Here is a 13084-nt window from a genome sequence, read left to right on the forward strand (position 1 = left end):
AGAGTCGTTTATTAACGGGGCGCAGGAGTGCCTACTCCTCGTAACCATTCGGATTGGCCGATTGCCAGCGCCAGCTGTCGGCGCACATGGCGTCGATATTCCGGGTCGCCTGCCAGCCCAGATCGCGCTCTGCCTTGGCCGGGTCGGCCCAGCAGGCGGCGATGTCGCCCGCGCGTCTTGGCTCGATGCGAAACGGCAGCGGCTTGCCGCAAGCATTGGAGAAAGCGGCGACCAGCTGCAACACGCTCTGGCCCTGACCGGTGCCCAGGTTGTAGCTGTGCACGCCACCCTTGCCGACGCAGTGCTGCAGTGCCTTGACGTGCCCCTCGGCGAGATCCATCACATGGATGTAGTCGCGCACGCCGGTGCCGTCCGGGGTGGGGTAATCGTTTCCAAAGACCGACAGGCAGTCGCGACGGCCGATGGCCACCTGAGTCAAAAATGGCATGAGATTGTTGGGGATGCCCTGGGGGTCTTCCCCCATGGTGCCCGATTCATGGGCGCCGACCGGATTGAAGTAGCGCAGCAGGGTCATGCTCCAGTGGGGCTCGGCCAGCTGCAGATCTTCGAGGATCTCCTCGATGATCAGCTTGGATCGTCCGTAGGGGTTGGTGGCGCTGCGGGGGAAATCCTCGCGGATCGGTAGGCTGGCGGGATCGCCATAGACGGTGGCCGAGGAGCTGAACACCAGATTGTGCACGCCAGCCCGTTTCATCGCCTGCAGCAGGATGAGGGTGCCGCCGAGGTTGTTCTCGTAGTAATCCAGTGGAATGCGGGTCGATTCACCGACCGCTTTCAGGGCGGCAAAATGGATCACCGCATCGATCTGCTGTTCGGCAAAGATCCGGTCCAGCAGGGCGGGATCGCGAATATCCCCTTGATAGAATGCGGGCTCCTGACCGCTGATGGCGGCGATCCGCGTCAGTACACTGCCCTTGCTGTTGCCGAGGTTGTCGACCACCACGGGGTTCATGTCTGCCGCTTGCAGGGCCAAACAGGTGTGGCTGCCGATATATCCGCAGCCGCCGGTGACCAGAACGTTCATCTTGCTCTCCACTGAAAACGTGTCTGGAAGGAGTCTAGCGAGGGGGGAGCGAGCAAACTGTGAACTTGCTTGCAAAATTGTGTAAACGATTACACTCCTTTCAAAATAGCCATGGCCGCACATATGTTCTTCATCACTGTTTTTAAAGGGTTTGCTGGTTATAATGCAGCTCTATTGCACAGTGAAATGAGTGAAAACAGCATGAGCACCATCAAGGATGTCGCCCGTTTGGCCAATGTGTCAGTGGCAACGGTTTCACGGGTGATGAACAACTCACCCAAGGCCAGCGCCGCTTCTCGCGAGGTGGTGCAGAAGGCCATGGCCGAGCTGGGCTACACCCCCAACGCCAACGCGCGGGCGCTGGTGAGCCAGACTTGCGACACCATGGGGGTGGTGGTCGGAGACGTGGCAGATCCCTTCTTTGGTGCACTAGTGAAGGGGGTCTCCGCGGTAGCGGTAGAGCAGAACCTTCACCTGCTGATGGGTAACGGTTTTCACAAGGCACGTCAGGAGCGCGAAGCGATCGAGCTGCTGATCGGCAAGCGCTGTGAGGCGCTGGTGGTGCACAGCAAGGCCCTCAGTGACGAGGTGCTTTGCGACTACGCCAATAGAGTGCCGGGTATGGTGCTGATTAACCGCGATATTCCAGCCCTCAAGGGGCGCTGTATCTCCCTCAATAACCGGCTGGGAGCCGCCACTGCGACCCGTCATCTGATTGACTTGGGTCACCGCCATATCGCCTTTATCAGCTCGGATCACGCCATCGAGGATGCCACCTTGCGCCTGCAAGGCTATCAGGACGGGCTGATGGCGGCGGGTCTGGCGGCCGATGCGGAGCTGATCGAGAGCGGTACGCCCAACGAGGAGGGGGGCGAGCGCGCCATGCTCAACCTGCTGGCCAAGGGGCTCAAGGTGACCGCCGTGGTGGCCTATAACGATGCCATGGCCGCCGGTGTTATCTCGGTGTTGGCAGATAACGGTCTGCGGGTGCCGGAAGAGGTCTCGGTAGTGGGCTTCGATGACATCATCTATGCCAGATACCTGAGACCCAAACTCTCAACCATGCGCTACCCCATCGAATTGATGGCGGCCCAGGCGGCCAAGCTGGCGATTCAGCTGGCGGCAGGGGAGAGTGAGGCGACCCAGAGCCGGATCTATACCCCGACCCTGATCAATCGTCACTCGGTGGCACCGGTTCGGGCCGGATAGCCACCTTTTGCGGCCCTGTTCGGGGCCGTTTCTTGCACAGTTATTGTTTTACTGGTTTTTAATCATTTTTACTCCGTTTTACTTAACAAAACGAGTGTAATCGTTTACATCTGTGTGAGCGAGATCGCCGTTCCCTGCGCCATATTTCTCTAGACTGCATACGTTTTCTAATCTGCGGGGAGAGAGTGAATGTTGAGGGAGATAGTGGCGCGTCAGGATTGGCAGACCCAAGCGATTACGTCGGTAAACCGGCTGGCTGCCCATACCCCCATGTTCAGCTGGCGCAGCGCGGCGGATGCCAGAGATGATCGGGCCTCTTCCTCCCGTCTCTTGCTCGATGGTGAGTGGCGCTTCTCCTTCTTTGCCGCCCCCGAGCGGGTGCCCGAGAGCTGGCTGGCGCAGGATCTGGCGGATGCCACTCCCATTACCGTGCCGGGCAACTGGCAGCTGGATGCCGCCTATCCGGCTGCGCGGCCGCTCACCGATGGCCCCATCTACACCAATATCAAATACCCCTTTCCCTGCGATCCGCCGCGGGTACCGACCGAGAACCCCACCGGCTGCTACTCCCGCGAGTTTGAGCTGCCTGCCGACTGGCTGGCCAGTGGCCAGAGCCGGATTATCTTCGACGGGGTGAGTAGCGCCTTCCACCTCTTCTGCAATGGTCGCTGGGTCGGTTACTCCCAGGACAGCCGGCTGCCCGCCGAGTTCGACCTGACCCCGTATCTGCAAGTGGGAAGCAACCGACTGGCGGTGCTGGTGCTGCGCTGGTCCGATGGCGCCTATCTGGAAGATCAGGATATGTGGTGGCTGTCGGGGATCTTCCGCTCCGTCAGCCTGTTGCACAAACCGGCCCGCCATCTGATGGATATGCGGGTGACCCCCGAGCTGGATGCCTGCTATCGGGATGGCCGTCTCAAGATTGCACTGCAGGTGGCCAATGGGGCCGGTCTGTCGGTAGAGGCCAATCTCTATGACGGCAGCGAGCGGGTAGCGACCCTGCGCCAACCGGTCGGTACCCAAGCCATTGATGAGAAAGGGGCTTGCGACGATGGCGCCGAGCTGACGCTCGATGTGGCTGCGCCGCACCAGTGGAGCGCCGAGACGCCCCATCTCTATCGCCTGACCCTGACCTTGCTGGATGAGCAGGGCCAAGCCATCGAGAGCGAGGGGTGCGATGTGGGCTTCCGGGTGGTGGAGATCCGTGGCGGCCTGCTGCGGGTCAACGGTCAGCCGCTGCTTATTCGCGGTGCCAACCGTCATGAACACCATCCCGCCAAGGGGTATGCCATCGATCGCGCCACCATGGAGCGGGATCTGCTGCTGATGAAGCGGCACAATTTCAATGCGGTGCGCTGCTCCCACTACCCCAACCATCCCGACTTCTATCGCCTCTGCGATCGGCTCGGCCTCTATGTGGTGGATGAGGCGAATCTGGAGACCCACGGCATGACCCCGATGGGGCGGCTGGCGCGGGATCCCGCCTGGAGCAATGCCTTTCTGGAGCGAGCGACCCGCATGGTGGCACGGGATTTCAACCACCCCTCGATCATCATCTGGTCGCTCGGCAACGAGTCGGGTTACGGCCCGGCTCACGATGCCATGTATGGCTGGATCAAGCGCAGCGACTCGAGCCGTCCGGTGCAGTACGAGGGGGGCGGGGCCGATACTCCGGCCACCGACATCATCTGCCCCATGTATGCCAGAACCCATCAGGATCAACCCTTCCCGGCGGTGCCCAAGTGGGCGCTGGCCAAGTGGATCGGCCTGCCCGGCGAGCACCGGCCGCTGATCCTCTGCGAATATGCCCACGCCATGGGCAACAGTCTCGGGGGCTACGCCCACTACTGGCAGGCGTTTCGCGATCATCCACGTCTGCAAGGCGGGTTTGTCTGGGATTGGGTCGATCAGGGGCTCGATAAATTCACCTCCGATGGCCGCCACTACTGGGGCTATGGCGGCGATTTTGGCGATCTGCAAAACGATCGCCAGTTCTGCTGCAACGGCCTGCTGTTCCCGGATCGCACCCCCCATCCCGCGCTGTTTGAGGCAAAACGTGCCCAGCAGCCGTTCCGCTTCACCCTGCTTGAGCACACCCCGCTGCGGGTGCGGATCGAGAGCGAATACCTGTTCCGCACCACCGATAACGAGCGGCTTTGCTGGCAGCTGTGCGAGAACGGCCACGTGCTGCAGCAGGGGGAGATCTCCCTCACGCTGGCGCCGCAAGGGGTTATCGAGTTGACCCTGAGCGAGACGCTGCCCGGCTTTGCGGCAGGCTCACTGGCCTGGCTCGATCTGGCCATAGTTCAGCCACAGGCCACCCTCTGGTCACAGGCGGGTCACAAGGTCGCCCGCCAGCAGTTCACCCTGCCGACCCCCCTTGCCCTGCCAGCTCCCGCCGCTGCGGCCACCCTGACCGAGCAACCGGATGGTTGGTGGGTCACTGCCGCAAACAGTCAGTGGCGGCTCGACAAGCAGAGTGGCCGCATCACCAGTTGGCAAAAATCGGGGCAGGAGCAGTTGCTGGCCCCGGTGATTGATCACTTCTACCGCGCGCCGCTCGACAACGATATCGGCACCAGCGAGGCGGATCACGCCGACCCCAACTCCTGGCTTGCCCGCTGGCAGGGCTGCGGCCTCGGCCAGTGGCAGCACCGCTGTTTGGGGATCACGGTCACTGGGGGGGATATCCGGGTCAGCCACGGCTACTTCCACCACGATGAGTTGCTGCTGGTGAGTCACTGGCATCACCGCTTTGCCGACGATGGCGCCATGAGGCTGGAGATAGAGAGCGAGCTGGCGCAGGCGCTGCCTTCGTTGCCCCGGATCGGCTTGCTGATCCATCTGGCCGAGGTACCGGCGCGGGCCGAATGGCTGGGCCGTGGCCCTCACGAGAACTATCCGGATCGCCTGCTGGGCGCCGATCTGGGGCGCTGGAGCCTGCCGCTGGATGCCATGCACACCCCTTATGTTTTCCCGAGCGACAACGGCTTGCGCTGCGATACCCGCCAGCTGCAGCTGGGCAGCATGACGGTGAGCGGGGCGTTTCATTTCAGTGCCAGCCGTTTCAGCCAGCAGCAGCTGGCGACCGCCCGTCACCAGAGCGATCTGGTGGCCGAAGAGGGGCTGTGGGTCTGCCTCGATGGCGCTCATATGGGAGTGGGGGGAGATGACTCCTGGAGCCAGAGCGTGCGTCCTGAGTATCAGTTGGTCGGGCGCCGTTACCGCTGGGGTTGCACCCTTGGTTGAGTCGCTTTTGACAACAGGGCCGCAACGACTAGCCTCAATGCAGAGAGACACTTGAGTCTCAATTCATCACTGATTTATATCTGTTTGAAAATTAAATAAAAATAGCAATGTAACAGAGTGTAATCGTTTTCATTTTGTCGTCACGATCACAGAAGAAATGACAACAAACTGATTACATTACTTGGCGATTGTTCAATTGCTCGCCACCCTACAACACAGATAGATACATCGGAGCACACATAATGAAAAAACTGACCACAGTTGCCGCCCTGCTGATGGGCATGATGGCTGGTGCCAATGCTCAGGCTGACACCCGCATCGGGGTAACTGTTTACAAATATGACGACAACTTCATGGCGGTCGTGCGCAAGGCCATCGAGAAGGAAGCGGCAGCCAATCCGGGTGTAGAGCTGCTGATGAACGACTCCCAGAACGACCAGTCCAAGCAGAACGACCAGATCGACGTGCTGCTGGCCAAAGGGGTGAAAGCACTGGCCATCAACCTGGTTGACCCGGCGGCGGCCCCTGTGGTGATCGAGAAGGCTCGTGGGGAAGATATCCCGGTGGTGTTCTACAACAAGGAGCCGAGTGCTACCGATCTGGCCAGCTATGACAAGGCCTACTATGTGGGCACCGACTCCAAGGAGTCAGGGATCATCCAGGGTCAGCTGATTGCCAAACATTGGAAAGCCCATCCGGAGTGGGATCTGAACAAGGATGGCGTGATCCAGTTTGTGCTGCTCAAGGGCGAGCCGGGCCACCCGGATGCAGAAGCCCGTACCTCCTATGTCATCAAGACCCTGAATGATGGCGGCTTCAAGACCGAGCAGCTGCACATGGATACCGGTATGTGGGATACCGCCATGGCCAAAGACAAGATGGATGCCTGGATCTCTGGCCCCAACGCCAACAAGATCGAAGTGGTCATCGCCAACAATGACGGCATGGCAATGGGCGCAGTCGAGTCACTGAAAGCCCAGGGCAAGAGCGCCATTCCGGTGTTCGGCGTCGATGCGCTGCCGGAAGCGCTGGCCATGGTCAAGAGCGGCGCCATGGCGGGGACCGTGTTGAACGATGCGGCCAACCAGGCTAAAGCCACCTTCGAGCTGACCAAGAACCTGGCTGAAGGCAAAGCGGCGGGTGAAGGCACCAACTGGAAGATCGACAACAAGGTGGTGCGCGTTGCCTACGTTGGTGTGGATAAAGACAACCTGTCTCAATTCGAGTAATTCCCCCCTCCAGGGCAAGGGCGATCCCCTTGCCCTTTTTTCCACCAGATGTGATGGCTGATATGACAACACAGCAACAATCAGAATGGCTGTTGGAGATGATTGACGTCAGTAAGAGCTTTCCCGGCGTCAAGGCACTCGATAATGTCAATTTACGGGTCCGTCCTCATTCTGTGCATGCGTTGATGGGCGAGAATGGTGCGGGAAAATCCACCCTGCTCAAGTGCCTGTTCGGCATTTACGAGAAGGATCAGGGCAAGATCTTCTTCAAGGGGCAGGAGATCAACTTCAGCTCCTCCAAGCAGGCGCTGGAAAATGGCGTCTCCATGGTGCATCAGGAACTCAACCTGGTGTTGCAGCGTACCGTGATGGACAACATGTGGCTCGGCCGCTACCCCACCAAGGGGTGGTTCATCGACCACGGCAAGATGTATGACGATACCAAACGCATCTTCGACGAGCTCGACATCGATATCGATCCCAAGGTGAAGGTCGCGACCCTGTCGGTCTCCCAGATGCAGATGATCGAGATCGCCAAGGCGTTCTCCTACGACGCCAAGATCGTCATCATGGACGAACCCACCTCCTCCCTGACCGAGAAAGAGGTGAACCATCTCTTCAAGATCATCAACAAGTTGAAGGATAAGGGGTGCGGCATCGTCTACATCTCTCACAAGATGGAGGAGATCTTCCAGCTCTGTGACGAGATCACCATATTGCGCGATGGCCAGTGGGTGGCAACCCAACCGCTCAAGGGCATGACTATGGATCAGATCATCGGGATGATGGTTGGCCGTGAACTGACCCAGCGCTTCCCGGAAAAAACCAACCAGCCGCAAGAGGTGATCCTCGAGATCGAACACCTGACGGCGAAGAACCAACCCTCCATTCAGGATGTGACCTTCAACCTGCACAAGGGGGAGATCCTCGGCATCGCCGGGCTGGTGGGGGCCAAGCGCACCGATATCGTCGAGACCCTGTTTGGTATCCGCGATCGCAGCCAGGGCAGCATCAAGCTGCACGGCAAAGAGGTGGCCAACCACAACGCCCACGAAGCGATTCGCAACGGCTTTGCGCTGGTGACGGAAGAGCGCCGCTCCACCGGTATCTACTCCCGGCTCGATATCGCCTTCAACTCCCTGATCGCCAATATGGACAGCTACAAAGGTTCCATGGGGCTGCTCAGCGACAACAAGATGAAGAGCGATACCCAGTGGGTTATCGACTCCATGCGGGTCAAGACGCCAACTCAGCAGACCCAGATCGGTTCCCTCTCCGGGGGCAACCAGCAGAAGGTTATCATCGGTCGCTGGCTGCTGACCCAGCCGGAGATCCTGATGCTCGACGAGCCCACCCGCGGCATCGACGTGGGGGCCAAGTTCGAGATCTACCAGCTGATCCTGGAGCTGGCGAAAAAGGACAAGGGGATCATCATCATCTCGTCAGAGATGCCGGAATTGCTGGGGATCACCGACCGCATCATGGTGATGAGCAATGGCCGGGTCGCCGGGATCGTCAATACCAAAGAAACTGACCAGAGCGAGATACTGCGCCTGGCATCTCTGTACCTCTAGAGACAGGAAGACATTTATGGAGTCGGCTAAAAATTTCAATCTGATGCAGGCGCTCAAGGAAAACGCCATCTATTTGGTGCTGCTGGTGCTGCTCATGGTCATCGTGATCCAGGAACCCTCCTTCCTGAGCCTCACCAACTTCAGCAACATCCTGACCCAGTCCTCGGTGCGGGTCATCATCGCGCTGGGGGTGGCGGGCATCATCATTACCCAGGGGACGGATCTGTCGGCCGGTCGTCAGGTCGGTCTGGCGGCGCTGATTGCGGCGACCATGTTGCAGGCGCTGACCAACGTTAACAAGGTGTTCCCTACGCTGGGGGAGGTGCCCATTCCGGTGGTGATCCTGCTGGTGTGTGCGGTGGGGGCGTTGATCGGCCTAGTCAACGGTTTGATCGTGGCCTACCTGAACGTAACGCCGTTCATTACCACCCTGGGCACCATGATCATCGTCTACGGCATCAACTCCCTCTACTTTGACTCGGTAGGGGCTTCGCCGGTGGCCGGGTTTGACCCCCGCTTCTCCAGCTTTGCCCAAGGGTTTATCCGGATCGGAGGATTCAAGCTCTCGTACCTCACCTTCTATGCGGCCATCGCCAGCGTCTTTGTCTGGGTGCTGTGGAACAAGACCCGCTTTGGCAAAAACATCTTCGCCATCGGTGGCAACCCCGAGGCGGCCAAGGTCTCCGGCGTCAACGTGGCAGTCAATCTGGTGATGATCTATGCGCTGGCAGGTGTGTTCTACGCCTTCGGCGGCATGCTGGAAGCGGGTCGGGTCGGCAGTGCCACCAACAACCTCGGCTTCATGTATGAGCTGGATGCCATCGCGGCCTGCGTGGTGGGTGGCGTGTCGTTTGCCGGCGGGGTAGGGACAGTCGCGGGTGTGATTACCGGCGTACTTATCTTCACCCTGATCAACTACGGTTTGACCTATATCGGGGTCAGCCCTTACTGGCAGTTCATCATCAAGGGCGGCATCATCATTCTGGCGGTGGCGCTGGACTCCATGAAGTACGCCAAGAAGAAATAATGGCCGTGGCTCACCGTCAGGGTGAGCCACCCATTTTCCCCACCAATCGTCTCAGTGGCACCCCCCGCAAGACTTCACCAGCCCTCCGCCGTTATTGATAAAAAATCGCGACTCAAGTGACAAGCATTCCCGCTGAGTTTATCTTCGCTCACCTCGATGGTGACTATTGCGCCGGTTGCCACTGGTTCGGTGGTCACTCAAGATTTGCCCCCTCCTGCATTGGCAGCTAACAGCAGTAGACTTGAGGTTGTCATTTAGGGGCGCCGCCATGGATGTGGTGGCGTTGATTTTTATTGCGATGTATTTATGAATAATGACGACAGGAGCGCTTGTGAGTACGCAGATTAAATTTATTGCCGTCGATATGGATGGCACCTTATTAAATAGCCAGAAAGCGTTGCCAGTGGATTTTTTTGAAGTATTCGCCCTGCTGCAACAGCAGGGGGTGCTGTTTGCTGCGGCATCGGGTCGGCAATATCACAGCTTGCTGGATGTTTTTTCGCCAATCAAAGACCAGATGGTATTTATTGCTGAAAATGGCACTTATGTGGTCTATCAGGGTAACGAGTTACATAGCAGCCTGATTGGCCAGCAAGATGCCTATCAGATGATTACCGCAGTGCGTCAAATCGCGGGCTCTCATCTGGTGTTGTGTGGCAAGCATACCGCCTATACCGAAACAACCTGTCAGGCTGCTCTTGGTGAAATGAACAACTATTATCACTCACTGGTGCAAGTGGATGATTTATTGGCAATTGACGATGAGTTTATCAAGGTCGCCGTGCTTAATTTCAATGGCGCCGAACAGCATGTTTATCCGGTGGTATTCCCGCATTTTGGCGATAGCCATCAGGTGGTGGTGAGCGGCGAAATTTGGCTCGATTTTATGCACAAAGATGCCTCGAAAGGGGCGGCCATTAAAAAGTTGCGAACTGTTTTTGATTTCAACTTCGAGCAGAGCATGAGCTTTGGTGATTTTTTTAATGATGTCGAAATGCTCAAAGAGACCTACCACAGTTATGCCATGGCCAATGCCCACCCTGAAATTAAGAAATTAGCTCGTTTTATCGCGCCGGGTAATGATGAACAAGGGGTTACCCAGATCATTCGGCAACGGGTGTTGCAAGCTGCACCATCCAGATAACCACAAAGCAGGCGCCCCTTTTTTGGCGGCGAGCCACCAGATAGCAAAACAGGGCCATGCGGCCCTGTTTTTGTTTTTCGTCTGCTTGAATCAACCGGCCTTGCGGCGCAGATAGACCCCGGCTTCCATATGATGGGTCCAGGGGAACTGGTCGAACAGGGCGAAACGGGCGATCTCGTGGGTTTCACCCAATACCGCCATGTTGGCCTGCAGGGTCTCGGGGTTGCAGGAGATGTAGAGGATGTTGTCGTACTCCTGCACCAGCTTGACGGTGGCATCGTCGAGACCGGCGCGGGGCGGGTCGACGAAGATGGTATTGCACTGGTAACTCTGGAGATCGACCCCCTTGAGGCGGTTGAACTCCCGCTCGCCACGCATCGCCATGGTGAACTCCTCGGCCGACATACGCAGGATAATCAGGTTGTCGACGCCATTGGCGGCGATGTTGAACTGGGCTGAGTCAACGCTCGGTTTGGCGATCTCGGTGGCCAATACTTTGCGGAAGTTCTGCGCCAGTGCGATGGAGAAGTTGCCATTGCCGCAATAGAGCTCCAGCAGGTCCCCTTCGCTCCCCTTGGTCACAGCCAGCGCCCAGGCCAGCATCTGCTCATTGATGACGGCGTTGGGCTGGGTGAAGCTGTTCTCCACCTGCTTGTAGGTGAGCTGGCGGCCTGCCACATTGAGCTGCTCGATGACAAAGTCATCGCCCAGAGCGATTTTCTGTTTGTGCGCTCGACCAATCAGCCGCAGATCAAACCCTTGGGCGCGCAGGTCGGCTTGCAGCGTCTCGGCGACCTGCTGCCATTCGGCTTCCAGCTTGCGGTGATAGAGCAGGCTGACGATGAGCTGGCCGGACTGGGTCGACAGGTAGTCGATCTGGAACAGCTTGCGGCGCAGCACCGGATGGGGGCGCAGCCCCTCCAGCAGTACCGGCATCAGCTGATTGATCAGGCGGCTGGCGGTCGGGAAGTGCTCAACCCGAATAATCTCTTTGGTTGCCGGGGCATACATGCAGTGGAAGAGATCATCCCCCTCATGCCAGATGCGAAATTCGGCCCGCATCCGGTAGTACTCTGCCGGTGAGGCATGAACCTCCAGCGCCGGGAGGGTGAATCCGGCAAACAGCTCGGTGAGGCGAGCGCTCTTTTCGTCGAGCTGGGCCTGATAGTCGGCAGGGGTTCTTGGCGCCACAGAATCTGCGTCAGCCCGTTGGGATTGGGTCATGATATACCTCACATGCACACCGGCCAGGCCGGATCGAAATCGGGGGAAGGCAACAGGCCACCCAAAGGGTGTGGATTTTAAAAGGCCGCAGTAGATTGTCCAGTATTTTGTGGTCAAGAAGTGTTCAGTCAGGCCGATAGTAGATCTACAAGCATGGTGGGAGGACACATTATGCAGATCGAAGGCATGGGCGCAGCCCAACCCAAGGGAGTGGGTGTCTCTCCCAAAACGCCGCAACAGGCAGAGTCAAAACCACTGAGTCGCGAGGAAGAGGTCTCTTTACACAAGCCGCCCAAATGGGCGCAGGTGCTGATCCAGCAGGCGCTGCAGTTCTCGCTGGAGATCAATGGCCAGGGTTATAAGGCGCCCAAGGTGCAGGAGCCGGAGGTGATCACGCCGGAGACCCTGTTCGACTTTCAGTCGGTGGCGGACAACGTGTTGCAGTTTGTCACTGGCCGACTTGGCGCTGCGCGGGCCGATGGCAAATCCGATGAGGATCTGACCGGCATGATGGAGCAGGCGCGCAAAGGGGTCGACAAGGGGTTCGGTGATGCCCGCAAGCAGCTCGGCGACTGGGCAACCGACAATGAGGATATCAAGACGGGTATCGATCAGAGCTACAAGTTGATCCAGAAGGGGCTCGACGAGTTCGAGAAGGAGTTCTTCGGCAAAGTCTCCCCGACCGACATGGGGGCGGCCGAGATGGCCAGCCGCCAGCAGGGCTACCTGGAGATCCAGACCAAGGATGGCGACAAGGTGGTGCTGCGCTTCAACGACAGCTGGCAGAGCAAGTCCCAGAGCAGTGAGAGTGGCAGCCAGTTCAGCCTCAAGTCGAGCCAGAGCTTCAGCTTCTCGCTGGAGGGGGATCTCAGCAGCGATGAGATGGAGTCCATCGGCAAGCTGGTCAAGGGGATCGACGAGCTGGCGGGGAATTTTTTCTCCGGCAACTTCGAGGATCTGCTGGATAAGGCGAGCGAGCTGAAACTGGATGACAGCCAGCTGGCGTCTTATTCCCTCAAGCTCAAGCAGAGCGTCAAGCTGAGCCAGACCTATCAGGGGGCGCACTCCCTGCAGGATCTGATCAAGCCGTTTGCCGACTACCTGCCCAAGCTGGATCAGGTACAGAAACAGGCGGATACCCTGCTGCCAGCATCCCAGCAACAGGCGCTGACCCCTGCCGTGCTGGCCGCCAGAGGGGAAGCGGACCCGCTACAGGTCGATCGCTTCACCAGCTTCAACCAGCGGATGCTGGAGGCGCTGCGGATGATTAACCAGTTCCAGCCATCAACCGAGCCCGCCAGTAAGAACGCCTGAGCCACAGCGCGTAACGCAAGTAATGACCTGCCGTTTGCCAGCCCTTCCCGGGGCTGGCAAACTGGCCTT

At 58.6% G+C, this 13084-nt stretch carries 9 protein-coding genes; 7 read left to right on the plus strand and 2 right to left on the minus strand.

The annotated features are described in order from the left end of the window. Nucleotides 1-31: 31 nt before the first annotated feature. Nucleotides 32-1045, minus strand: a complete 1014-nt coding sequence (gene galE, locus CF137_RS17785) for a UDP-glucose 4-epimerase GalE (RefSeq protein WP_139720726.1) — start codon at nucleotides 1043-1045, stop codon at nucleotides 32-34. A gap of 201 nt (nucleotides 1046-1246) precedes the next feature. Here galE and CF137_RS17790 point away from each other — a divergent pair, with 201 nt between their 5' ends. From CF137_RS17790 to CF137_RS17815, 6 genes are all read left to right on the plus strand, one after another. Next, nucleotides 1247-2254, plus strand: a complete 1008-nt coding sequence (locus CF137_RS17790; RefSeq protein WP_042018364.1) for a substrate-binding domain-containing protein — start codon at nucleotides 1247-1249, stop codon at nucleotides 2252-2254. Nucleotides 2255-2443: 189 nt separating this feature from the next. Continuing rightward, the gene (locus tag CF137_RS17795) at nucleotides 2444-5503 is read left to right on the plus strand and encodes a beta-galactosidase (RefSeq protein ID WP_139720728.1); all 3060 of its coding nucleotides are present in this window, start codon (nucleotides 2444-2446) and stop codon (nucleotides 5501-5503) included. Nucleotides 5504-5745: 242 nt separating this feature from the next. After that, nucleotides 5746-6732: a galactose/glucose ABC transporter substrate-binding protein MglB gene (gene mglB / locus CF137_RS17800; RefSeq protein ID WP_042018362.1), complete on the plus strand. Its 987-nt coding sequence runs from the start codon at nucleotides 5746-5748 to the stop codon at nucleotides 6730-6732. 53 nt (nucleotides 6733-6785) lie between these two features. Then, nucleotides 6786-8306, plus strand: a complete 1521-nt coding sequence (mglA, locus tag CF137_RS17805; protein ID WP_101348328.1) for a galactose/methyl galactoside ABC transporter ATP-binding protein MglA — start codon at nucleotides 6786-6788, stop codon at nucleotides 8304-8306. Between the two features lie 16 nt (nucleotides 8307-8322). Continuing rightward, the gene (mglC, locus tag CF137_RS17810) at nucleotides 8323-9333 is read left to right on the plus strand and encodes a galactose/methyl galactoside ABC transporter permease MglC (protein WP_042012355.1); all 1011 of its coding nucleotides are present in this window, start codon (nucleotides 8323-8325) and stop codon (nucleotides 9331-9333) included. Nucleotides 9334-9664: 331 nt separating this feature from the next. After that, complete coding sequence (locus CF137_RS17815; protein WP_204787384.1) at nucleotides 9665-10477, plus strand: Cof-type HAD-IIB family hydrolase; 813 nt, start codon at nucleotides 9665-9667, stop codon at nucleotides 10475-10477. Between the two features lie 90 nt (nucleotides 10478-10567). On the opposite strand, the gene trmA is transcribed toward CF137_RS17815, so the two are convergent. Continuing rightward, complete coding sequence (gene trmA / locus CF137_RS17820) at nucleotides 10568-11701, minus strand: tRNA (uridine(54)-C5)-methyltransferase TrmA (RefSeq protein WP_139720732.1); 1134 nt, start codon at nucleotides 11699-11701, stop codon at nucleotides 10568-10570. A gap of 171 nt (nucleotides 11702-11872) precedes the next feature. On the opposite strand from trmA, the gene CF137_RS17825 reads away from it, so the two are divergent. Beyond that, nucleotides 11873-13015, plus strand: coding sequence for a DUF5610 domain-containing protein (locus tag CF137_RS17825; protein ID WP_139720734.1), 1143 nt, complete (start codon nucleotides 11873-11875; stop codon nucleotides 13013-13015). Nucleotides 13016-13084 lie beyond the last annotated feature (69 nt).

Source organism: Aeromonas sobria (genome assembly GCF_006243315.1).
GTDB classification, from domain to species: Bacteria; Pseudomonadota; Gammaproteobacteria; order Enterobacterales; family Aeromonadaceae; genus Aeromonas; species Aeromonas sobria_A.